Below are 22,446 nucleotides of genomic sequence, written 5' to 3'. Positions count from 1 at the left end.
GGCCGCCGTGCGGGGGGCGGCGGCCCGCGACCGCCCGCGCCGCGTCGTGACCCGGGCGGCCGGTCCGCCCGCAGCACGGCCGCTCCGGGACAGCGAGCGCGTTCTGTCCATCCTGGGTATGTTCATGGTGCTATGCGCCGACAGCTCCCGCGGTGGTCAGCCCGACGCGACCGCGTGGCGTGGCGCCGACCCCGGGAGGACCCATCGCCGCAACGACGTCGGAGAACGGCTCCGGGGCCGGCGCGCGCAACCAGCCCTCGGAAGCCGATCTGCTGCGCACCATGCTGGGACGGCCGGACTACCGCAAGGCCCTGGTCTTCTGCGGGCTCATCGGCATCCCGGTGGCGCTGATCGCCTTCTGGTTCCTCGTGGCGATCCACCGGCTGGAGCAGCTGATCTGGACGACCTGGCCCAAGGATCTCGGCTGGAAGCAGGCTCCCTGGTGGTGGGCGCTGCCCCTGCTGACGGCGGCCGGCCTCGTCGTCGGCCTGGTCGTCGCGCGGCTTCCGGGCCACGGCGGACACGTTCCGGCGGCGGGCCTGAGCTCTGGCGGGGTCACCCGGCAGGCGCTGCCGGGAGTGGTGATCGCCGCTCTGGTCGGTCTGCCGCTCGGTGCCGTACTGGGCCCCGAGGCACCACTGATCGCCATGGGCGGTGGACTGGCCCTGGTGTTCGCGAGGCTGGTGCGGGCGCCGGAGACCCAGGCGAGTAAGTCCCTGCTCGGTGCGGCCGGGGCGGCGGCCGCCATCTCCGCGCTCTTCGGCAACCCGATCGTGGGCGCGGTGCTGCTGATGGAGGTGGCCGGGCTGGGCGGCCCGCAGCTGTTCGCGGTGATGCTGCCGGCCCTGCTGGCCAGCGGGATCGGGGATCTGATCTTCACCGGTTTCGTCCGATGGACCGGACTCGAGACGGGCAGTCTGTCCATCGGCCTGCCCAAGCCGCCGCCGCTCGACTGGGGGGACGTGCTGTGGGTGGTGGTGCTGGCGCCCGCCATGGCCTTCCTCGTCCACTGGATCCTCGTCGGCGGCCGGTTCGCAGCGCGCTTCGTCACCACCCGGACGGTACGGAACACGACCCTCTGCGCGCTGGGCGCGGCGGTCTGCGTCACCCTCTACGCGGTCGCCACGGGGCGGTCGCCGGCCGAGGCGGCCCTGTCCGGCGAGTCCACCCTGTCCGAGCTGGCGCAGGACCCGCACGCCTGGCCGGTGGGGGCCCTCATCGCCGTACTGGCCTTCAAGGGCCTGGCGTACGCGCTGAGTCTGGGCAGCCTGCGCGGTGGCCCCATCTTCCCCGCCCTGTTCCTGGGCGGGGCGTTCGGCGTACTGCTGGCGCCCCTGCCCGGCCTGGGACTGGTCCCGGCGATGGCGGCCGGGATGGCGGCGTCGGTGACCGCGGCGCTGCGGCTGCCGGTGAGCAGTGTCGTCCTGGTCGTGCTCCTGCTGGGCAACGTGGACACGGTGGCGCTGGTGGTGATCGCGTCGGTCCTGTCCTTCGTGCTCACCCAGCGGCTGCCCCAGGGCCCCGGCGTCCCCGCGTTCGAGGAGCGGCCCGCCGGACGAGCGGCCACCCACACTCCCGAGTCCGCCTGATCTCCCCGGCCCGTCCGTTCACACGGACCGGCTGACCTTCCCCGTCCGGCCGCTTCGGTGGGGCGTACGGCTAGTCGCGGTCGGACGGGGTTCCCGGCAGCGCGGGCGTGCCCAGCCGGCGAGCCGCCCACGGCTCGCGGGCGACGACCGCGCCCGCGGTGACGCACAGGGCCGCCACCACGCAGAGCGAGATCAGCCAGGACAACAGGGTGAACACCGCGCCCAGCGAGCCGTACTTGTCCAGGCTGTGGTTGAGCGCCCGCGGCACGTACAGCGACGCGGACGACGTGAGGACGGTCAGAGCCGTGCCGGTCAGCAGCGCGCCCGGCAGCAGCGGCAGCCACGGCAGCCGCGCGGCCAGCAGCAGATGCTGCGTCCACCACCAGATGCCGGTCTCCGCGATCAGCAGCAGCGGCACGCCCAGCCACAGCCCGAGACCGAAGCCGTTGCGCAAGGATCCCTGCACTCCGAACATGACCAGCCAGGCCGCGAGCCAGGCGATCCAGCGCCAGGCGGCCAGCCGGGCGCCCGCCTTGGGCATGCTCCACGCCCGCTCGCACAGGCGCTGCATGGCGCGGCTGCACGCGGTGGCCGAGATGAGGACCATCAGCCCGCCCACCGCACCGGTGGTCTGCCGAAGCGCGTCGGACGGATCGGCGGAACCCTGCATGACCTTGGCCAGCTCGGCCTCCGAGCTCCCGGACAGTCCGAAGGCGTCCTGCACGGACCTGACGAACTGATCGCGCAGCGACGGCGGCGCGATGGAGGCGACCACGAACAGCAGCGGCACGGCCGTGAGGAAGGCCTGCGCGGCCAGCCGGGTCGCCGAGTCGAGCACGTTCACGTTGATCTGGTGCGACAGCAGGTGCGTGATCACCGGGAACCGGGTCTCGGCCCGGGCGCGCAGCCCTGTCAGCCGGGATCGCATCGCGCTGCCCCGCTTCCGTCCCGGCGCGCGGCGAGACGGGCGGTCCGGACGGACCCCTCCGGTCCCTGCCCCTGGCTGCATGCCTCCAGCCTGCCGCTCCCGCGGCCGAACGGCCCCCGTCGGGAGGGCGGCACGGGCCGAGTGGGTGAGAAACAGCCCCGTGAGCGGGTGACGGGGGCGGGCAGAGCGCCGTAAGGCCGACGACCGGCGGATTGTGGGGCGTGGCCCCGCCGGTGAGACTGGAGCCATGGGCGAGAGCCGCGTCGCTCGGGGGCGCTCAGCGTCGTACGGAGGCCGCGATGGTGCTTGACCTGGTGATCATCGGCCTCGCGATCGCCGTGTTCCCCCTGTCGGTGACCGCGTTCGTCCTCGTGCTGTCGGCGCCGCGCGGCGTGCTGAAGGGCCTGGTGTTCATTCTCGCCTGGCTCGCCTGCTTCGTGGCCGTCCTGGCCGCCGTCCTGCTCACCACCGGCGGCAAACCGCCGGCCCCCAAGTCCGCGCCCTCCAAAGCCGCTTCCGCCGCCAAGCTCGCCATCGGCCTGGGGCTCCTGGGGTACGGCTGGTACCGGCACCGGCACCGTGAGCGAACCGGCCGGCGGCGCAGTTCCACCGGCGGTCTGATGACACGGGTCGACCAGATGTCCCTGTGGTCCGCGGCGGCCCTCGGCCCGCTGCTCCAGCCCTGGGGGCTCGTGGCGGCGGGCGCGGCGACAGTCGTCAGCGCCGACCTGTCCCACGCCTCGTCCTATGTGGTCCTGTTCGGCTACTGCCTGCTCGCCACGAGCAGTCTGCTGACGATGGAGATCTACACGACCTTCGACCCCGACGCGGCCCGGGAGCGTCTGGGCAGGCTGCACACCTGGATCGAGACCCACCAGGAGCAGGCGCTCGTGACCGTCGCCCTGGTCGCCGGCCTGTTCCTGGTGAGCAGGAGCATCGCCCAGTTGACGTCCTGAGCCCGCGGCACCGCCGGGACCCCGGAACGAACCGTCAGACCGCGCCGGGTGCCTCGCTGGGCCCCGGGTCCAGGAACTCACGGATGGCGAAGGCGAACAGCACGATCAGCGCCGTCCAGAGGACGACCGCCATGGTCGGATAGCTCCAGGTGAACAGCACGATCGCGGCCACCGCCAGAATCACCACCCCGATCCAGCGCTTGAAGCGGTGCACGAAGCGGCCCACCGGGCCCAGCCGCAGCCCCGCCGAGACGGACGCGTCCCGCCCCGCGCCGATGCTCCTGCTGAAGAAGCGACGGGTGAACACGGCGCCGCGGGCCGGGCCGACGAAGAACGCGCCGAGGGCCGTGACCAGGGCCAGCGCCCCGACGGCCCGCACACTGGAGCGCAGGAACCGCACCAGGGCGTCGTAGACGGCGCCCGCGGCGGCCGAGTTGGTGCCCGGCGGCAGATGGTCCAGGTACACCGCGCGGAAGACGGTGAGGATCACCCCGAGCAGCACCATCGCGAGGAACACCCCGATCGCCGCGCCGATCAGGGCCCGTCGGCGATGGAACGCCACGAACACACCCGCGGCGGCGATCAGCACCGCGATGACGGGCAGCCAGTTCCCGACGATCTGCAGCACCCGCAGATACGACTTGACCTTGCCGACGTCCTTGCCCTCGACCACCACGAAGTCCGTGTGGACCGCCGGAATCTTGGACGCGACCCCCAGTCCCGCGTCGACCAGGCGCTGCTTCACCTGGGCCACGATCGGCCCGACGTCGATGGCCACCTGGTTGTTCTTCAGCTGGACGACGCTGTCGCTGTTGCCCGTCAGCGCCTTGTCCACGGCACTGTGGGCCCGGCGGTTGGCGTTCGTCCAGGCCGTCTGGAAGGCGGAGCTGGACACCACCCGCATCACGGTGCTGCTCACCAGCTCCTTCAGGCCGTTCTTGATGGGGCCGTCCAGATTGCCGACGAGTTCCGCGACCCGCGGCGGCACGCCCTTCTGCGCTGCCGCGTCGCTCAGCTGCTTCACGAGGGCGTCCACGTCGACCTTCTGCAGCACGGCGTCGGTGACCCGGTTCGTCACCGCCTGCTGGATGTCGGGGTTCGACGCGAGCGGCGCCATGGTGGCGACGTAGCGATCGGTGTCCCGGACGATGCTGTTCGCCCAGACCGCCACCACCGCGAGCAGGGCCAGCAGGGACGCCAGGATGATCAGCAGGGTGGAACCGAGTGCCCGCATCCGGTGCCTCGGCTCGTGCCGGGCGCTCTCCAGCTCGCTCACCCGGCGCCGTAGTTCCTCCAGTTCGCCATCTTTCGGGCGCTCAGGGGGGAGTGCGTCGCTGTTTGTCATGTCTTACAGCAAATCGCGGCACGGCCGAACGGTCGAGCCGTGAGGCACCGGCCGGGTGACACGGGCACAAGGTGCGCCCTGCTCTGTCCGGTGATGCAATGGAAAATCAGGGGATGCCCGCCTGTCAGAGGTGATCACGGTGAGCGAACAGTTCAATGACATGGAGCAGTTCGAGGACATGGGGCCGATCGACTACGTGGTCGTGGAGTTCCCCGGCAATCGCATGACGGGCGAGGGCTTTCCCCTGCTGGTCGATCTGGTGGACCGCGGCATCATCCGCATCCTCGACCTGAGGTTCATCAGAAAGGAAGAGGACGGCTCGGTGACCGCACTGGAGATCGCGGACCTCACCGGGGACGGTCACCTCGACCTCACGGTCTTCGAGGGGGCCAGCTCCGACCTGCTGGGCCAGGACGACCTCGAGGAGGCGGCCGCGGCGGTGGAGCCGGGCAACGCGGCCGGCCTGCTGGTCTACGAGAACCTCTGGGCCGCCCCCTTCGCCAGTGCCCTGCGGCGCGGCGGCGCGCAGCTCGTGGCCTCCGGGCGCCTGAACGTGCAGGCCGTACTCGCCGCACTCGAAGCCGCCGAGGCGGCGTCGTGAGGCGCGGTCCGGCGAACCGTTGAACAACAGCCAGAGTCGTTCCACGACTTGACGGTGAGAGGCGATTCCCATGCCAGGTCTTCTTCGCGGAGTGGCCCGCACGGCCGTGGTCGCGGGCACGGCGACCGCCGTGTCCAACCGCGTGTCCCGTCGCCAGCAAGGGCGTTGGGCCGCCCAGGCCCAACCATCACAGGGCTACCAGCAGCAGCCGCAGGGCTACCAGGAGGCGCCGCCGCCGCAGCCCGCGGCCACCACCTCCACGGCCGACGACATGACGAACAAGATCGACCAGCTCAAGCAGTTGGGCGAGCTGAAGGCTCAAGGCGTCCTGACCGACGCCGAGTTCGAGGAGCAGAAGCGCAGGCTGCTGGCCTGACCGTCCTTCACTCGGTGGCACCGGCCCGTCAGCTCGGGTGAGGAGCAGGAACGGCCGTCCGTGGGACACGGGGGTGGTCCGTCCCGCCGGCCTTCCGGCGACGCACGGCCGCCGGGCCTCACGGTCCCGTGCCCACGGAACGACGCCCGGCGCGGGCCCGAGCCGGTGTGCCGATCCGGAGCCGATGACCCCTTCTCGGGAGATGTGGATGAGTACCTATCGAGTCGCCCAGGTCGACACCGCCGGCGGACCGTTCCAGGTCACCGAGCGCGAGGTGCCCCAGCCGGGTCCCGGGCACGTGCGGATCGCCGTGGAGGCGTGCGGGATCTGCCACAGCGACGCCCTGTTCGTGAACGCCGGCGCGCCGGGGGTCCGGTTCCCGCTGGTGCCCGGACACGAGAGCGCCGGCCGGATCGAGGAACTCGGCGAGGGAGCCGAGGCGAAGGGCTGGCGGACGGGCGACCGCGTGGCCGTGGGCTGGTTCGGCGGCAGTTGCGGCCACTGCACGCCGTGCCGGCAGGGCGACTTCATCGTGTGCGACAACCTCAAGGTGCCCGGCTGGGCCTACGACGGCGGATTCGCGGAGCGGATGATCGCGCCGGTCGACGCGCTGGCCCGCATTCCCGACGCGCTCTCCGCGAGCGACGCCGGACCCATGGCCTGCGCCGGCGTCACCGTGTTCAACGGGCTGCGGCGCAGCTCCGCCCGGCCCGGCGACCTCGTCGCGGTGCTCGGGCTCGGCGGTCTCGGCCATCTGGGCGTGCAGTACGCCGTCGCCATGGGGTTCGAGACCGTGGCGATCGCGCGCGGGGCCGCCAAGGCGGACTTCGCCAAGCGGCTCGGCGCCCACCACTACGTCGACAGCACGGCCGCCACCCCGGTCGCCGAGGCGCTGCAGTCGCTCGGCGGCTGCAAGGTGATCCTGGCCACCGCGGGCAACTCCGCCGCGATCACGGACACCGTGGACGGCCTCTCGCACCGCGGTGAACTGGTCGCCATCGGGGCCGACAGCGAGCCGATGGGCATCAGCCCCGTCCAACTGCTCATGCGCGGCAGGATCGTCCGGGGCCATCCCTCCGGCACCGCGCAGGACGTCCAGGACACCATGGCCTTCAGCACCCTGCACGGCATCCGGCCGATGACCGAGACGGTCCCGCTGGACCAGGCCGACGCGGCCTACCGCAAGATGCTCTCCGGCGGCGCCCGCTTCAGGATGGTGCTCGTACCCCACTGACGGGGGTGTCCGCTCGCCGGTGACCACTTGTCGGTGGTTGGTGGCCGGTGGTTCGGTGGCGGGTGACAGCGGCCGGTGGCGGTTCAGCCCTGCGCGGTGACCGTGGACGCATGGCGGCCGGCCGCCGCCCGGTGACCGCCGCGGCTGATCGGCGGTGGCCGGCCGCTCAACCCTCGTCGCCGATGACGCTGGCCGCTGGCCTGACCGTTCGCCGCCGCTCGCGGCGCCTCCCGCCCCGCCGGCACCGGCCACCCGGCCCGAGCCGACGCCGCTCAGACCGTCCAGGCGCCGTCCCGCATCACATGACGTCCCGGCAACTCGTGCACCCCGCACCACGCCTGCACGGTACGGGGCCGGACGCGGAAGTACGCGTAGGAGGCGGTGTCCGTGCGGGGATCCCAGCCGGTCCTGGCCGCGAAGGCGTCGGCCGCCGTGTCCGGCACCTCCGCGCGGGAGAAGGTCTCCACGTCGCCGTCGACGAGTACGACGTCCCGGGTGTCGCCGAAGGCGAGCCGGGTGCGCCCGCCGTCGCGCAGATTGCGGCCCGTGGGATTGGTGAGCCGGGTGCACACCCAGAAGCACTCGCCGTCCCAGACGAACCACAAGGCGACCAGACACGGCAGTCCGTCGGCGTCGGCGGTCGCCACCCACACGTCCGACTCCCCCTCGAAGCGGGCGAGTACGTCGTCCTTGCGCCGGCGCGGATCACGGGGCGGCTCGGTGATCTCCATGGCCCGCACGCTACCGACCCGGACGCCTCCGCACCTCGGGCCCCGGTCCTAAGGCGTGTGTCGAAAGTCCCGCCTGCCCCGCGACGCCTGGCACGCGCGCTCGCGGCGTTGCCGAAACGCCCGAACAGCTCCGCTGTCAGGGCGCTCCGGCGCCCTGCGATCGCACGCACCGGACGCCGCGGGGCCCGCCCTTCGGGCGGACGACGGGACCTTCGCACACGCCCTAGATCCGGCGACCTCATCCCGGCAATCGGCGCCTCCGGGACGCCTCGCGAAGGCGGACTGGCGCGCAGGACGTTTTACGTATAACCTCACCCGTCAATCCCCCGCTCGGAAAGGCCCCCGATGAGACGCGTCGCCCTGGTCACCCTCGTCGTCGACGACTATGACGAGGCGATCCGCTTCTACACGGAGGCCCTCGGGTTCCGGCTCGCCGAGGACGCGCCGCGGCCGGACGGCTCCCGCTGGGTCGTCGTCGAGCCGGGCGCGCCCGGGCAGGGCACGGGGCTGCTGCTCGCCCGCGCCAAGGGGGAGGCGCAGCGGGCCCGGATCGGTGACCAGACCGGGGGTCGCGTCGGGTTCTTCCTGCACACCGACGACTTCGCCCGCGACCACGCCCGCATGCTCGCCGCGGGCGTGACCTTCCTGGAGGAGCCGCGCCACGAGCCCTACGGCTCGGTCGCCGTCTTCCAGGACCTCTACGGCAACCGCTGGGACCTGCTCCAGCCCGCCGCCTGACCTTCTCCAGCTCCTTACGGAACCGCCCGCCCGAGAAAGCCCGCCATGACAGCTACGCGCGTAGACGCCGATGTGATCCGCCGCCTCCCGAAGGCCGTCCTGCACGACCACCTCGACGGCGGCCTGCGCCCCGGGACCGTGGTGGAGCTCGCGGAGGCGGTCGGGCACACCCTGCCCACCACCGACCCGGACGAGCTGGCCGCCTGGTACTACGAGGCCGCCAACTCCGGTGACCTGGTGCGCTACATCGCCACCTTCGAGCACACCCTCGCCGTGATGCAGACCCGCGAGGGGCTGCTGCGCACGGCCGAGGAGTACGTCCTGGACCTGGCCGCCGACGGAGTCGTCTACGGCGAGGTGCGCTACGCACCGGAGCTGAACACCGCCGGCGGGCTGGCGCTGAGCGAGGTCGTCGAGACCGTCCAGGAGGGTCTCGCCTCCGGCATGACCAAGGCGGCCGCCGCCGGCACCCCGGTCCGCGTCGGCACCCTGCTGTGCGGCATGCGGATGTTCGACCGGGTCCGCGAGGCCGCGGACCTGGCCGTCGCCTTCCGCGACGCCGGCGTGGTCGGCTTCGACATCGCCGGCGCTGAGGACGGCTTCCCGCCCGCCGACCACCTCGACGCCTTCGAGCACCTGCGCCGCGAGAGCGTGCCCTTCACCATCCACGCCGGCGAGGCGCACGGTCTGCCCAGCATCCACCAGGCGTTGCAGGTGTGCGGCGCCCAGCGCATCGGGCACGGCGTGCGCATCACCGACGACATCGTCGACGGCAAGCTCGGCCGGCTCGCCGGCTGGGTCCGGGACCGCCGTATCGCCCTGGAGATGTGCCCCACCTCCAACCTGCAGACGGGAGCGGCGACCTCGATCGCCGAGCACCCCATCACGGCCCTGAAGGACCTCGGCTTCCGTGTCACCCTCAACACCGACAACCGTCTGGTGTCGGGCACCACGATGACCCGGGAGATGTCGCTGCTGGTGCGGGAGGCCGGCTGGAGCGTCGAGGACCTGCGCACGGTCACGGTGAACGCCCTCAAGAGCGCGTTCATCCCGTTCGACGAGCGCAAGGCCCTCATCGAGGACGTCGTCCTGCCCGGCTACGAAGCCGCGCTCTGAAGCTGCCCGCGCAGATAGGCGGCCTGTCCGACGTGCTGCAGATCGTCGGACAGGACGCTGACCAGCCGCACGCCCAGGGTGACGGGCGGCTCCCAGCGTTCGTCGACGACCCGCTCCAGGTCCGCAGCGGCCAGTGAGCGCAGCGCTCGCAGCGTCTGCTCGTGGACGGCGTCGTAGTAGCCGCTCAGCAGGTCGGGGGAGTCGACCCGCACCTTGGCGACCTTCGCCGAGCTGTGGCCGTACCCAGTGTCACGGCGGGACAGGTCCAGTCCGAAGCGCTTCTCCCAGTCCTCCGTGAGCCACACCTGGTCGAGGCCGAAGGCGTCGGCGATGTGGTCGTCCTGGACGCGGGTGAGGTGCCAGACGAGCCAGCTGATGGAGTTGGAGTCGTGGGTCGGGCGGGCGTTGAGCTCGTCCGGTCCGAGTCCCTCGACGGCGGAGTGGACTTCTTCCCGGATGCGGCTGAACGCGTCGATGAGGATGTCCTTGGCATGCATCCCTCCACCATCGCGCATCACGGCCCGTCGTGCGTCCCCTGTTCCAGAAGCGCCATCAGGGCCCGGGCCGCCGGGCTGGTCGCGCGGTGCGGCGGCAGCAGCGCCGCCGTCTCGTACACGGTCTCGTCGGTGTCCTTCACGGCCAGGGCGGTCAGCGTCTCCCGCTTGTGCCGGAAGTGCCGGGGCACCACGGCGATGCCGAGGTTCTCGTCGACCAGGTCCAGCAGGCTGTGCACGTCGTTCACCTCCAGCGCCACGGTGCGCCGCACCCCCGCCGCGGCGAACGCGGCGTCGGTGGTGCGGCGCGGGCCCCAGTCGGGGTGGAAGTCGACGAACACCTCGTCCGCGAGGTCGTCCGGGGTGACGGCCGCGCCGTCGCCGGCCAGCCGGTGGCTGGGGTGGCACAGCACGGTCATCGGCTCGGCGGTCAGCGCCACCGAGCGGAGCTGGTCGGTGTCCGCCTGCGTGCGGTAGGCGAAGGCCAGGTCCAGCCGGCCCGCGGCGACCTCCTCCGCGAGCTCGGCCGAGCCCGCCTGCCGCAGCCGGATCTCCACGTCCGGATGCCGGTGCCGGAACGTGGCCAGCAGGCGCGCCGTGTGCACCCCCGCGATGCACTGCTCGGTGCCCAGCGAGAGCGTGCCCCGCAGCACCCCCTGCACCGCGGCCACCGCCTCGTGGGCGGCCCGGACCTGCGCCAGGATCCGCTCCGCCTCACCCAGCAGGGCCCGTCCGGCCTCCGTCAGCGTCACCCGGCGGGTCGTCCGCACGAACAGCGGCGTCTGCAGCTCCCGCTCCAGCGCCCGGATCGAGGCCGACAGACCCGATTGGGACACCATCAGGCGTTCGGCCGCCCTGGTGAAGTGCTGGTCCTCGGCGACCGCCACGAAGTGCTGGAGATGGCGCAGTTCCATCGGACCCCTTCTCGCAGGCGACGACCGGTCTCACCCCGCAATGGTAGGCAGGCGCTCTCCGGCCGGTTCCCGCCCCCCAAAGGCAAGACGCCTTGCGATAGAGGTCTGCGCGGCGGGAGACTTGCAGACGCAAGGAATCTCGCTTTAGTGGGAGGTCGTTCGATGCTTCTCCCGGACGGTTTCTGGATCTCGTTCACGCTCGTCGTCCTGGCCGGTCTGGTGGCCACGGCGGGGGCGGCCCTGCTGGTCGCCGCGCTCACGTCGGGCGGCACCGGTCACCGGCCGCGGACGCCCCACCGGTCGTCCGACCCGGGTGTCACGGTCGTACGCCTCCCGCGGCCGGCGCAGCGCCCCGAGCCGCACCGGAAGGCAGGCTGACCGCCGCCTGCCGTGACGGCTCCTGAGATACGTTGGCGGGATGCCTGGCCCCCGTTCCCCCCGAGTGCGCCGACCGGGCGGCCGCAGCGCGCGCGTCCGCGCCGCGGTCCTCGCGGCGACGGTCGACGTCCTGCTCGAAGGCGGCCTCGACGCCCTCTCGATCGGCGACATCGCCCGCCGCGCCGGTGTGCACGAGAGCTCGGTGTACCGCCGCTGGGGCACCCGGTTCAACCTCGCGCTCGAAGCGGTGCTCGACCGGACCCGCACGGAAGTGCCCGTGCCGGACACGGGAGCCCTGCGCACCGATCTGGCAGCGTTGCTGCACGGCACCGCCGCGTTCGTCCGCACTCCGCTCGGCGAGCTGCTGCTGCGGTTGGCGCTGCGTGAGGACATGGCGGACTACGAGGGCGCCCGCGAGCGGTTCTGGGACCACCGCTTCGCGGCCGGGTCGGCGGTGCTGGCCCGGGGCGAGGAACGGGGCGAACTGCGTCCCGGCCTGGACCACCGTCTCGTCTTCGAGGCGCTCATGGGCCCCCTGCACATGCGGCTGCTGCTCACCCGCGAGCCCCTGGACGAGACGTTCCTGGACGGCGTGGTGGAACTCGTCCTCGCCGGCATCGCACCGCACGAGTGACGGACCGCGGTCCGTCACGCCGGGCCGGCGGATCAGTCGCGGGGCCGGGACGGCAGGGCGGCGAACGCCAGCGCCGCACCGCACGCCGCGACGACGGCGCCGACGGTCAGACCGAGACCCATCCCGCTGACGAACGCCGAGCGGGCCAGCGCCGCGAGCATCCGCCCCGACGTACCGCCCACCCGCCCGGCCAGTTCGAGCGCGCCGCCCAGGGACCCGAGGACGCTGTCCGACAGGCCGCGCGGCAGGTGGTACGGCGCGAGGGGCGGGCCCATGCGGTCCTGGTAACGGGTCGTCAGCAGGCTGCCGATGACGGCGACGCCGAGTGCGCCGCCCAGCTGGACGGAGACGCCGTTCGACGCCGAACCCACGCCGGTGTCTCCCGGCGGCAGCGTCCCCATCAGGGAGTCGAGCGCGGCCGGGACCACCAGGCCCGCGCCCAGACCGAGCAGCAGCATGCCGGTGAGGACGTCGCCGTACGTCGACGCCACGTCCGCGCGCGACAGCTGCCACAGACCGGCCGAGACGACCAGCAGCCCCGTGCCCACGACCGCCTTGGTGCCCGCCGCGCGGACCAGCACGGGCGACAGCGGGGCCACCAGTGCCAGCAGGCCGGCCACCGGCAGGATGCGGACGCCCGTGGCCAGGGCCGAGTAGCCGAGGCTGAACTGCAGGTACTGGGTGAGCACGAACAGCGCGCCGAACAGTCCGAACATCGCCAGGGCGACGGAGGAGGTGGCGAACGAGAAGCGCCGTTCGGCGAAGAAGCGCAGGTTCAGCATCGGGTGGGTGCAGGCCCGCTCCCACAGCACGAAGCACACCAGCACGGCCAGTCCGGCGCCGCCCGCGCCCAGCACCAGCGCCGACGACCAGCCGCGCACCGGCGCCTCGATGATCGACCAGAGCAGCAGTCCGAGGCCCGCGATCGACAGCACCGCGCCGACCGGGTCCGGCCGCAGCGCGGCGGGGTTGCGGGACTCCGGCACCAGCAGCCGCGCGCACACCAGCCCGGCGAGCGCGAAGGGGATGTTGACCCAGAACACCGAGCCCCACCAGAAGTGCTCCAGCAGCAGCCCGCCCGCCACCGGGCCGATCGCGATCCCGAGCCCGCTGGTGGCGGCCCACACGCCGATGGCCCGCCGTCGCTCGCCGGGGTCGCGGAAGACGTTCGTGATGATCGACAGGGTCGCCGGCATCATCATCGCCGCGCCGACCCCCATCGCGGCGCGCGCCGCGATCAGCATCCCGACCGAGCCCGAGTAGGCGGCCCACGCCGAGGACGCGCCGAACACGGCGAGGCCGGTGGTGAAGACCCGCCTGCGGCCGAACCGGTCCGCGCTGCTGCCGGCCACCAGCATCAGCCCGGCGAACGCCAGCGCGTACGCGTCCACGATCCACTGCAACTGGGTGGTCGTCGCCCCGAGTTCCTTCACCAGCGTGGGCAGGGCCACGTTCAGAATGGTGTTGTCCAAGGTCACGATCAGCAGCGACACACACAGCACCACGAGGGCGGTCCAGCGGCTCCTTCCGCCGCTCGCGCCGGGTGCCGGGGCTGCCTGCGGTACGTCCTGCACATGCGCCATGCCTCCATGGAGCGCCCGCGAACGCCACCACCGGCAGGTACCGAACGGCCCCCCGGCGGGCCCTACGGCCCACGATTGAGAAGCCGACCCGCTGAATTCCATCGCATTCGCCTGTTGGACCCATGGCCGCAGGTCACGAAAGAGTGGTGACCGGTTCCCCGGAACCGTCAATCCGTGTGCCAACCCCACTGGAGTCGCGTTGTACACCGCACACCCCGACCGTTACGCGGACCTGCCCTACCGGCGCACCGGACGCAGCGGCCTGAAGCTGCCCGCGATCTCGCTCGGCCTGTGGCACAACTTCGGCCCGGCCGACCGCACCGTGGAGACCCAGCGGGCCATCCTGCGCCGCGCCTTCGACCTCGGCGTCACCCACTTCGACCTGGCCAACAACTACGGCCCCCCGCCCGGCGCCGCCGAGCTGGCCTTCGGCGAGGCGCTGGGGGACGACTTCACGCGCTACCGCGACGAGATGGTGATCTCCACCAAGGCCGGCTACCTCATGTGGCCCGGCCCGTACGGCGAATGGGGCTCCCGCAAGTACCTGCTGTCCTCGCTGGACCAGAGCCTGAAGCGGATGGGCCTGGACTACGTCGACATCTTCTACTCCCACCGTCCCGACCCGGAGACTCCCCTGGAGGAGACGATGGGCGCCCTGCACTCCGCGGTCCAGCAGGGCAAGGCGCTCTACGTCGGCGTCTCCAACTACTCGGCGGAGCAGACCCGCGAGGCCGCCCGCATCCTCGGCGAGCTCGGCACCCCGCTGCTGATCCACCAGCCGCGCTACTCGATGCTCGACCGCCGTCCCGAGGACGAGGGCCTGCTCGACGCCCTGGACGAGCTCAAGGTCGGTTCGATCGTCTTCTCGCCGCTGGAGCAGGGCCTGCTCTCCTCCCGGTACCTCGACGGCATCCCGGAGGACTCGCGGGCGGCGAGCGACAGCCCCTTCCTCAACTCGGACGCGGTCACCGAGGACCTCGTCGGCAGGCTCCGCTCGCTCAACGAGATCGCCGAGGGCCGCGGCCAGACCCTGGCCCAGATGGCCCTGGCCTGGGTGCTGCGCGGCGGCCGGGTCACCTCCGCCCTGGTCGGCGCGAGCAGCCCGCAGCAGATCGAGGACAGCGTCGCGGCCACCCGCAACCTCGACTTCGACGCCGACGAGCTCGCCCGCATCGACGCGATCGTCAAGCAGTGAGCCGTTCGCTGACCTCCCAGAGGCGGGCCGCCGCCTCCGGGTCGACGGCGTAGGGCAGGACCCCGGCGGTCTCCGCCCCGGAGCGCCAGGCGGCCTCCTCCTCGGGGGCCACCAGCGGACTGATGTCGCAGTTCTCGCAGTAGACCCCGCCCCGCCCGTCCAGCCGCGCGGCGGTCGCGCACCACACGCTGGTGGCGGCGCCCTGCGCGACCGTCTTGAGCTGGCGGGCGGGGTCGCGCACCGGCCGTCCCTGCGCGTCGACGGCTCCGGAGGCGTGGACCGTCTCCGCCGACACGTGCTTGGCGAGCCCGGTGTCGATGATGATGCCCGGGTGCACCGAGAAGGCCCGCACGCCCACATCGCGCCCGCGCCGGTCCAGTTCCACGGCGAACAGCGCGTTGGCCGTCTTCGACTGGCCGTAGGCGACGAACGGCTCGTAGGGGCGGCGCTCGAAGTGCAGGTCGTCGAAGTCGACGCCGCCGAACCGGATGCCCCGCGACGACACCGACACCACGCGGGCGCCGCCGGCGGCCACCAGCGCGGGCCACAGCCGGGCGACGAGCTGGAAGTGGCCCAGGTGGTTCGTGGCGAACTGCGCCTCGTATCCGCGCGCGTCGCGGGTCAGCGGGGTCGCCATGATCCCGGCGCTGTTCACCAGGATGTGCAGCGGGCGCCCGGAGGCGAGGAACTTCTCGGCGAAGGCGTCGATCGACGCCGGGTCCAGCAGGTCCAGGTACTCGACCTCGGCCCCCGGCACCGTCTCCAGGGCGGCCCGGGCCCGCCGCAGGTCGCGCGCCGGTACGACGACCTCGGCGCCGGCGGAGCGCAGCACCCGTGCCGTCTCCAGGCCGATCCCGGAGTAGCCGCCGGTGACGATCGCGACCTTCCCGGTCAGGTCGACGCCCTCGATCACCTCCTCGGCGGTGGATGCGGCGCCGAAGCCGGAGGGCAGGGGCTGCTGTGCGGTGGTCATGGTGCGTGTCTCCTCTGAAGTTGCCGTCCCTGCCACCGTAGGAACGCGGAGCCGTACGATGAATGCTTGTGAGTTCGGATTACTTGCGTGACAGTTCGAGCGTGTCCGCCGACCCGCTGTCCGACGCCCTGGCCGTCGCCGACGCCCGCAGTGTCTTCTCCGGTGGTTTCACCGCCGGCGGGAGCTGGGCGGTGCGGCTGCGCGGGCGCGACCGGCTCAAGGTGGTCGCCGTGGTGCGCGGCGGGTGTCTGCTGGTCCGGGAGGGCGGCGGGGAGCCGCTGAAGGTGTCCGAGGGGGACGTCGTCGTCTCCGACGGCGCCGGGCCCTACGTCCTGTGCAGCGACCTGGGCATCGAACCGCTGGACTCCGGCCGGGCGGTCATGGACCCCGCGAGCCGCATGGCGCGGCTCGGCGAGGGCGTGGACGAGGACGTGGTCTGCGTCTCCGGGCACATCGACCTCAGCCGGGACAGCGGCGAACTGCTGCGCCGGGCGCTGCCGGAGCTGATCCACGTGCGGGCGGACGCGGCCGAGGCGCCGGTGCTCGGCTGGCTGATCGGCCGGCTGGCCGACGAGGTCAGGGCGCACCGGGCCGGGGTGGAGTTCGCCTCGGACCATCTCGCCCAGCTTCTGTTCGTGCAGGTGCTGCGGGTCTGCCTCAGCGAGTCCGAAGGGCTGCCGCCCGGCTGGCTGCGCGCCCTGGCCGATGAGCGCCTGGCCCCCGCCCTGCGCCTGATGCACGGCGATCCGGCGCACCCCTGGCAGCTCGGTGAACTCGCCCGGGCGACGGCGATGTCCCGCACCACCTTCGCCGTCCGGTTCAAGGAGGCGGCCGGGGTGCCGCCCCTGACCTATCTGCTCAACTGGCGGATGAGCCTGGCCGCCCGCGCCCTGCGGCAGGACACGGCCCCCGTCGCGGCGATCGCCCGCCGCGTCGGCTACGGCTCCGAGAGCGCCTTCAGCAACGCGTTCAAGCGGTCCACGGGCGTCGCGCCCCGCCGCTACCGCGAGGCCGGCGGGCGCTGAGGCCCGTTCCGGCGCGGCGGTCTTCGGCCGCGCGGGGGAGCACGGCGGTCTTCGGCCGCGCCGGAGGGGTCCCGCCGCCGTCGCCCCGGCTTGCGTCCGCGACGGCGGCCGGACCTCGGCAAGCACCTCCTCATGCTCCGGCGGGCACCCGGTCCAGAAAGCCCAGCACGGTGCGGATACGGCCGTCCGCGTCCAGCGTGACGACGTCGAAGCCTGCCACCGGTGCCGAGCCGTCGGCCTCGCTGACCAGCTCCCAGGCGAAGCGGGCCGTGTCGTGGTGGCCGTCCACGGCGCCGACGGGCCGGAAGGCGAACCCCGGGAACTGGGCGTGGGCGGCCGTGATCACCGCGGCGATCCCGTCGTGCCCGCTGACATCGGCGAGCGGGTCGGTGTAGGAGCCGTCCGCTGTCCAGGCGGCGGCGACGGCCTTCGCCACCGCCTCCTCGCCGGCGGCGTTCCAGGCCTCGAAGTAGCGGGCGACGGCGTTCTCGTAGCGCTCGGTGTTCGCGGACATGGCGATCAGCCTCCACAGAGGTAGTCGTTGCTGGTCAGGTACCGTTTCGCGGTCTCGGCGACCCGGTGGAACCACCATGCCCGGCCGGGGCGGAAGGGTCGATTACCCCGCACGTAATGACGGCGCCCGTCACGTTTCGGCCAACTGCCGCTGTGAATATGCCAGGAGACTGGCCGGAAATTCATGGTGACAGTGATTCAGCGGTGAACATACTCAACAGTTGAGGCACTTAACGGCGAGCGAAGGCGCCGTCACGTACCGCACATGAGCCGCACGGAAAGCGAGGAAAGGCCGAGAGGCGAACGAGCAGCGGGGGAATGACCATGCATGACGAGTTCTTATGCCACGTCACCGCCTACGGCGTCTGCGCCGGTCAGCGCATCGGCGTCCCCCTGGGCACCTATCGGGCCCCCACGCTCGCCCTCGCCCTGTGGTGGCTGCGCGACCGCGCCAACTGGATGGCCGACCGGCTCGATCCGCGGCCGGAGGCCGAGCACTTTCCGCCGAGCTCGCTCGTCCCGGTCGCCGACACCGTGCCCGACGTCCCGGCCGCACTGCGCTGGTGGTGCGCCGATCTCGGCCAACAGGAGCTGGTGGCCGACGAGTTGGCGGCCGGGCGGCTCGTGCGGGTCGCCCTCTGCGACGAGACCACGGAGTACGAGCTGCTGGCCGAGTCCGTCGACGCGCTGCGCATGCAGCGGATCATTCCGGCCCTGGTGATGCCGGTCGGCTGAGACCGCCCCGGTCGCACCTGCCGAGTGCGCCGAGCTCGGCCGCCCGCCGGGCGCGTACATGCACAAATCGGTAGAATCACCCGCATGGCGGAACGGTCGTTCATGCCGGGCGCGCCCGAACTGGTCCTGGAGACCGAGTCGGGCTCCACGGTGATGAGTCCGAGCCACGACTACCACGTGGGCCGCGACCCGCTCAGCGACATCGTCATCGACGACGCCCGGGTCTCCTGGCACCACGCGGTCCTGCGCCCCGAGGCCGACCACTGGACCATCGAGGACGAGAACAGCACCAACGGCACCTTCGCCGACGGCCGTCGCGTCCACGAGTGGGGCGTCGGCCCCGGCAGCGAGATCCGGTTCGGCAGCCCGTCCGACGGTCCGCGCCTGGTCCTGCTCGCCTGTCCCTCCCCGGTCCGGGAGCGCCCCTCGGCCGTCTCGATGCCGGGTCTGACCGGCACCTTCCGGCAGCCCACCAGCGTCCGCCCGCTGCCGGCCCGCACCGTCCGCATCGGCCGCGCCGCCGACAACGACCTGGTCATCGACGACCTCGTCGTCTCGCGCCACCACGCCGAACTGCGCGCGCTGCCCGACGGGACGTACGAGATCGCCGACCTCGGCAGCCACAACGGCACCTACCTCAACGGCGCCCCCGTCGTCGCCGCCCCCCTCGGCCCCGGCGACATCGTCGGCATCGGCCACTCGGTGTTCTGCCTCGTCGGCAACGAACTGCAGGAGTACGTCGACAGCGGCGAGGTCTCCCTCGACGTGCAGGACCTCGCGGTCGCCGTCGACCGCGGACGCAAGACGCTGCTGGACCACGTGTCGTTCCCGGTGGGCGAGAAGTGCCTGCTCGCGGTCGTCGGCCCGAGCGGCGCCGGCAAGTCCACGCTCCTGAACGCCCTGACCGGACAGCGCCCCGCCGACCACGGCACCGTCCTCTACGACGGCCGCGACCTCTACCGCGACTACGCCGAGCTGCGCCAGCGCATCGGCCTGGTCCCGCAGGACGACATCCTGCACGCCCAGCTCACCGTCCGCAGCGCCCTGTCCTACGCCGCCGAACTGCGCTTCCCCGAGGACACCGTCAAGGCCGAACGCCGGGCCCGGGTCGAGGAGGTGATCCGGGAACTCGGTCTCGAACAGCGCGCCGACCAGCCCGTGCACAGCCTCTCCGGCGGCCAGCGCAAGCGGGTCAGCGTGGCCCTGGAACTGCTCACCAAGCCCTCCCTGCTCTTCCTCGACGAGCCCACCTCCGGCCTGGACCCCGGCATGGACCGCTCGGTGATGCACATGCTGCGCGGCCTCGCCGACGACGGCCGCACGGTCATCGTGGTCACCCACAGCGTGCTCAGCCTCGACGTGTGCGACCGGCTGCTGGTCCTCGCACCCGGCGGCAGGATCGCCTACTACGGCCCGCCCGACGACGCCCTCGCCTACTTCGGCTTCGAACAGTGGCCGGAGGCCTTCGAAGCCTTCGAGCAGGACCGCGACCGCGACTGGGGCGGCGACTTCCTGCACTCGCCGTTCCACCGGTACTACGTCACCGAGGCCAGCGCGCAGCCCCGCGTGCCCCGCTCCGGCCCTGTCGTGATCACCCCGCCCGCCCGGCCGCGCAGCCGCGGCGCCCAACTGGGCACCCTGGTCCGCCGCTACGCCGCCGCCCTGAGCGCCGACCGCACCTTCCTCGCCATCATGATCGCCCTGCCGTTCGTGATGGGCGCCATGGCCCGCGCCCTGGCCGGCAGCGCCCTCACCCGCGAGACGGCGATGAACGCGCTGCTCATCCTGTGCGTCGGCGGCGTCCTGACCGGCGCCGCGAACGCGGTGCGCGAACTGGTCAAGGAACGCGGCATCTACCAGCGGGAGCGGGCGGTCGGCCTGTCCAGATCGGCGTACCTGATGTCGAAGGTCGTCGTGCTGGGCACGGTCACCGTGCTCCAGGCCGTGGTGCTGACCCTGGTGGCACTCCTCGGCGTCGACCTGAACGCACCCGGCGGCGAAGGCGTGTTGATGCCGCCCCTGGTGGAAATCATCGTCGCCGTCGCCCTGTTGGCGTTCACCGCCATGATGCTCGGCCTGGTGGTCTCCGCGCTGGTGCGCAAGGAGGAGGTGACGATGCCACTGCTCGTGCTGCTCGCCATCGTCCAGGTCGTCTTCTGCGGCGCCCTGTTGCAACTGCACGGCGTGGCCGTCCTCGAACAGCTCTCCTGGCTCGTGCCCTCCCGGTGGGCGCTCGGCGCGATGGCCGGCACCGTGGGCCTCGCCCGGATCGTCCCCGGCGACCTGACCTCCGACCCGCTGTTCCGGCACTCGGCCGGGGCGTGGCTGCTGAACATCGCCATGCTCGTCGTGCTCTCGGCGCTCTTCGGCTTCGTGGTCTCCCGGCTGCTGCGCCGGCACGAACCGGCCGTCATGCGGAAGTAGGAGCCGCGATGACCACCCCCGGTTTCCGGCCCACCCACGTCGTCCCCCAGCAGGGCATGCCCGCCTGGGAGGCCCCCGACCCCGCCCGGCCCACCGTCGCGCTCGACCCGCTGCTGCCCGTCCAGCTCGTCGAGCGGCGCGGCGACTGGGCCCACGTCCTGTGCGCCAACGGCTGGTCGGCCTGGGTCGACGGCCGCCTCCTGGTCGCCGTACCCCAGGACCCGCCCGCCGCCGGCGGCCCCCAGGCCCGCACCCCCGACCCGCGCCCCCTGCTCGCCCGCGCGGAACAGACCCTGGCCCGCTACCGCGCCGCCGTCGAGGACCTCGCCGCGGGCGGGGACGGGGAGTCCTTCCGCGGCCGCACCAGGGGGCTGCGCGTCGGGATCGTCGTCGACGGCGAGTCCGTCTGGCTCTACGACACCGAACAGGGCCGCTGGGTCTACGGCGACGGAGCACGCCTGAGCACCTACGCGACCGACGACGCGCCCCGCTCCGCCGCCGACCACGGGCACGCGCCCACCCAGGTCGTGACGCCCGATGGCCCGTGACACCAGCCTGTTCTCCGGCCGCCCCTCGGAGCTGGTCGGCCGCCAGGTGGCCGGCTACCGCATCGAGCGCGAGATCGGCCGCGGCGGCATGGCCGTCGTCTACCGCGCCCTCGACCTGCGCCTGGAACGCACCGTCGCCCTCAAGCTGCTCGCCCCGGAACTCGCCCGCAACGACACCTTCCGCCGGCGCTTCACCCACGAGTCCCGGGCGGCCGCCGCGATCGACCACCCGCACATCGTTCCGGTCTACGAGGCGGGCGAGACGGACGGAGTCCTGTACATCGCCATGCGCTACGTCGACGGCAGCGACCTGCGCCACCTCCTCGACCGGCGGGGCCCGCTCGCGCCCTCGACCACCCTGCGCATCGCCGCGCAGGTCGCCTCGGCGCTCGACGCGGCCCACGAGCACGGGCTGGTGCACCGGGACGTCAAGCCGGGCAACATCCTGGTCGCCCGCGGCACCGACAGCGACCACCCCGAGCACACCTACCTGACGGACTTCGGCCTGACCAAGAAGTCCCTGTCGCTGACCGGGTTCACCAGTGTCGGGCAGTTCGTCGGCACCCTCGACTACGTGGCCCCCGAGCAGATCTCCGGCCGCCCCGTCGATGGCCGCTGCGACGTGTACGGCTTCGCCTGCGTGATCTACGAGACCCTGGCCGGCCGCCCGCCGTTTCGCCGCGACGACGACATGGCACTGCTCTGGGCCCACCAGTACGACCAGCCACCCCCGCTGACGGAGTTCCGCCCCGACCTCCCCGCCGCCGTCGACACGGTCTTCGACCGTGCTCTGGCCAAGAGCCCCGACGACCGCCACGACTCCTGCCTCGCCTTCGTCGCCGCGCTGCGCGCGGCCGTGGCGGGCCGCGAGGACACCGGCCATCCGCCGACCGTGGTGGCGGGGGCGGCGGGGGAGGAGCGGCCCGAGCCGCCGCCGCGCTGGGCCGAGCCGGTCTTCAGGACCCCTGGCCCCGCCCGTTGAGCGGCACCCGCCGGGCCACCACCCTGCGCCGGCGGATGCGCCGGCCGGCCTCCGTCCGCACCACCACGTCCTCGTACGTCACCGAGCCGCACGACCCGTCCGCCATGATCCCCAGCCCCTTGGACCGGACCCGGACCCGGCCCTCGGCCACCTCCTCGACCACCACGTTGGTCACGTGGTGCGCCACCGGGTTCGCCGCGCCCAGCGCCAGCGCCGCCCGGGTCAGGGCGGCCAGACCGACGACCTCGCCCTGGCCGAAGTCCGACAGGTCGTAGACGACGTCCGGGGTGAACACCTCGTGCGTGCGGTCCAGTTCCCCCGCGTCGACCAGATGGCCGTGCAACGCGATCAGCTCCGTGACGGCCAGACGGTCCTCGACTGCCAACGCCATGGTGTGCCCCTCCCTCGACTCGGCGCACACTCCCACGGACGAC

24 protein-coding genes are annotated in these 22,446 nt (G+C 72.6%); 15 read left to right on the top strand and 9 right to left on the bottom strand.

Going from position 1 to position 22,446, the window contains the following annotated elements:
• The first annotated feature begins 281 nt into the window (after nt 1-281).
• Nucleotides 282-1,589: a chloride channel protein gene (locus tag M8J74_RS18170; RefSeq protein WP_249837425.1), complete on the top strand. Its 1,308-nt coding sequence runs from the start codon at nt 282-284 to the stop codon at nt 1,587-1,589.
• A 70-nt stretch (nt 1,590-1,659) separates the two neighbouring features.
• On the opposite strand, the gene M8J74_RS18165 is transcribed toward M8J74_RS18170, so the two are convergent.
• Entirely contained in the window at nt 1,660-2,517 is an 858-nt protein-coding gene (locus M8J74_RS18165; RefSeq protein ID WP_249837424.1) for a YhjD/YihY/BrkB family envelope integrity protein, read from the bottom strand.
• 299 nt (nt 2,518-2,816) lie between these two features.
• Between M8J74_RS18165 and M8J74_RS18160 the strand changes: the two genes are divergently transcribed.
• A complete protein-coding gene (locus M8J74_RS18160; protein ID WP_249837423.1) occupies nt 2,817-3,473 on the top strand; it encodes a GAP family protein in 657 nt (218 codons plus the stop codon).
• Nucleotides 3,474-3,507: 34 nt separating this feature from the next.
• On the opposite strand, the gene M8J74_RS18155 is transcribed toward M8J74_RS18160, so the two are convergent.
• Nucleotides 3,508-4,818 carry a hypothetical protein gene (locus M8J74_RS18155; protein ID WP_249837422.1) on the bottom strand — a complete coding sequence of 437 codons (1,311 nt, stop codon included), beginning with the start codon at nt 4,816-4,818 and terminating at the stop codon, nt 3,508-3,510.
• 178 nt (nt 4,819-4,996) lie between these two features.
• Here M8J74_RS18155 and M8J74_RS18150 point away from each other — a divergent pair, with 178 nt between their 5' ends.
• The 3 genes from M8J74_RS18150 to M8J74_RS18140 all read left to right on the top strand — a co-directional run bounded on the left by M8J74_RS18150 (nt 4,997) and on the right by M8J74_RS18140 (nt 7,029).
• A complete protein-coding gene (locus M8J74_RS18150; protein ID WP_058928605.1) occupies nt 4,997-5,419 on the top strand; it encodes a DUF6325 family protein in 423 nt (140 codons plus the stop codon).
• 70 nt (nt 5,420-5,489) lie between these two features.
• A complete protein-coding gene (locus M8J74_RS18145) occupies nt 5,490-5,795 on the top strand; it encodes an SHOCT domain-containing protein (protein WP_249837421.1) in 306 nt (101 codons plus the stop codon).
• Between the two features lie 208 nt (nt 5,796-6,003).
• Complete coding sequence (locus M8J74_RS18140; RefSeq protein ID WP_249837420.1) at nt 6,004-7,029, top strand: alcohol dehydrogenase catalytic domain-containing protein; 1,026 nt, start codon at nt 6,004-6,006, stop codon at nt 7,027-7,029.
• A 272-nt stretch (nt 7,030-7,301) separates the two neighbouring features.
• On the opposite strand, the gene M8J74_RS18135 is transcribed toward M8J74_RS18140, so the two are convergent.
• Nucleotides 7,302-7,760: a pyridoxamine 5'-phosphate oxidase family protein gene (locus M8J74_RS18135; protein WP_249837419.1), complete on the bottom strand. Its 459-nt coding sequence runs from the start codon at nt 7,758-7,760 to the stop codon at nt 7,302-7,304.
• A gap of 345 nt (nt 7,761-8,105) precedes the next feature.
• On the opposite strand from M8J74_RS18135, the gene M8J74_RS18130 reads away from it, so the two are divergent.
• Nucleotides 8,106-8,498: a VOC family protein gene (locus M8J74_RS18130; protein WP_249837418.1), complete on the top strand. Its 393-nt coding sequence runs from the start codon at nt 8,106-8,108 to the stop codon at nt 8,496-8,498.
• Between the two features lie 45 nt (nt 8,499-8,543).
• Nucleotides 8,544-9,614 (top strand): adenosine deaminase, encoded by a 1,071-nt coding sequence (locus M8J74_RS18125; RefSeq protein ID WP_249837417.1) that lies wholly within the window; start codon nt 8,544-8,546, stop codon nt 9,612-9,614.
• Here M8J74_RS18125 and M8J74_RS18120 read toward each other — a convergent pair.
• Entirely contained in the window at nt 9,596-10,111 is a 516-nt protein-coding gene (locus tag M8J74_RS18120) for a mycothiol transferase (RefSeq protein WP_249837416.1), read from the bottom strand. The genes M8J74_RS18125 and M8J74_RS18120 overlap by 19 nt on opposite strands.
• 17 nt (nt 10,112-10,128) lie before the next feature.
• A complete protein-coding gene (locus M8J74_RS18115; protein ID WP_249837415.1) occupies nt 10,129-11,022 on the bottom strand; it encodes a LysR family transcriptional regulator in 894 nt (297 codons plus the stop codon).
• A 162-nt stretch (nt 11,023-11,184) separates the two neighbouring features.
• Between M8J74_RS18115 and M8J74_RS18110 the strand changes: the two genes are divergently transcribed.
• Complete coding sequence (locus M8J74_RS18110; protein WP_249837414.1) at nt 11,185-11,400, top strand: hypothetical protein; 216 nt, start codon at nt 11,185-11,187, stop codon at nt 11,398-11,400.
• 40 nt (nt 11,401-11,440) lie between these two features.
• Entirely contained in the window at nt 11,441-12,034 is a 594-nt protein-coding gene (locus M8J74_RS18105; protein ID WP_249837413.1) for a TetR/AcrR family transcriptional regulator, read from the top strand.
• A 32-nt stretch (nt 12,035-12,066) separates the two neighbouring features.
• Here M8J74_RS18105 and M8J74_RS18100 read toward each other — a convergent pair whose 3' ends face one another.
• A complete protein-coding gene (locus tag M8J74_RS18100; protein ID WP_249837412.1) occupies nt 12,067-13,617 on the bottom strand; it encodes a DHA2 family efflux MFS transporter permease subunit in 1,551 nt (516 codons plus the stop codon).
• Nucleotides 13,618-13,816: 199 nt separating this feature from the next.
• Here M8J74_RS18100 and mgrA point away from each other — a divergent pair, with 199 nt between their 5' ends.
• Complete coding sequence (gene mgrA, locus M8J74_RS18095; RefSeq protein ID WP_249837411.1) at nt 13,817-14,812, top strand: L-glyceraldehyde 3-phosphate reductase; 996 nt, start codon at nt 13,817-13,819, stop codon at nt 14,810-14,812.
• Here mgrA and M8J74_RS18090 read toward each other — a convergent pair.
• Nucleotides 14,802-15,785, bottom strand: coding sequence for an oxidoreductase (locus tag M8J74_RS18090; protein WP_249837410.1), 984 nt, complete (start codon nt 15,783-15,785; stop codon nt 14,802-14,804). The genes mgrA and M8J74_RS18090 overlap by 11 nt on opposite strands.
• Before the next feature lie 101 nt (nt 15,786-15,886).
• Between M8J74_RS18090 and M8J74_RS18085 the strand changes: the two genes are divergently transcribed.
• The gene (locus M8J74_RS18085) at nt 15,887-16,810 is read left to right on the top strand and encodes an AraC family transcriptional regulator (RefSeq protein WP_249837409.1); all 924 of its coding nucleotides are present in this window, start codon (nt 15,887-15,889) and stop codon (nt 16,808-16,810) included.
• A gap of 130 nt (nt 16,811-16,940) precedes the next feature.
• Here M8J74_RS18085 and M8J74_RS18080 read toward each other — a convergent pair whose 3' ends face one another.
• Entirely contained in the window at nt 16,941-17,324 is a 384-nt protein-coding gene (locus M8J74_RS18080; protein ID WP_058927271.1) for a nuclear transport factor 2 family protein, read from the bottom strand.
• A gap of 323 nt (nt 17,325-17,647) precedes the next feature.
• On the opposite strand from M8J74_RS18080, the gene M8J74_RS18075 reads away from it, so the two are divergent.
• The 4 genes from M8J74_RS18075 (at nt 17,648) to M8J74_RS18060 (ending at nt 22,012) form a co-directional block, all read left to right on the top strand.
• Nucleotides 17,648-18,058, top strand: a complete 411-nt coding sequence (locus M8J74_RS18075; protein WP_249837430.1) for a hypothetical protein — start codon at nt 17,648-17,650, stop codon at nt 18,056-18,058.
• Nucleotides 18,059-18,142: 84 nt separating this feature from the next.
• Nucleotides 18,143-20,482: an FHA domain-containing protein gene (locus M8J74_RS18070; RefSeq protein WP_249837408.1), complete on the top strand. Its 2,340-nt coding sequence runs from the start codon at nt 18,143-18,145 to the stop codon at nt 20,480-20,482.
• A gap of 8 nt (nt 20,483-20,490) precedes the next feature.
• On the top strand, nt 20,491-21,030 hold the full coding sequence (locus M8J74_RS18065) for a hypothetical protein (RefSeq protein WP_249837407.1): 540 nt from the start codon (nt 20,491-20,493) through the stop codon (nt 21,028-21,030).
• Nucleotides 21,020-22,012, top strand: coding sequence for a serine/threonine-protein kinase (locus M8J74_RS18060; protein WP_249837406.1), 993 nt, complete (start codon nt 21,020-21,022; stop codon nt 22,010-22,012). Before M8J74_RS18065 ends, M8J74_RS18060 begins: the two co-directional genes overlap by 11 nt.
• Here the strand turns inward: M8J74_RS18060 and M8J74_RS18055 are convergent.
• Entirely contained in the window at nt 21,987-22,403 is a 417-nt protein-coding gene (locus M8J74_RS18055) for a nuclear transport factor 2 family protein (RefSeq protein ID WP_249837405.1), read from the bottom strand. The two genes, M8J74_RS18060 and M8J74_RS18055, sit on opposite strands and share 26 nt — an antisense overlap.
• Nucleotides 22,404-22,446: the final 43 nt, after the last annotated feature.

Origin of the sequence: Streptomyces panaciradicis (genome assembly GCF_023516615.1) — a bacterium.
Taxonomy (GTDB): Bacteria; Actinomycetota; Actinomycetes; order Streptomycetales; family Streptomycetaceae; genus Streptomyces; species Streptomyces panaciradicis.
This window is presented reverse-complemented; position numbering and strand designations above follow the sequence as displayed.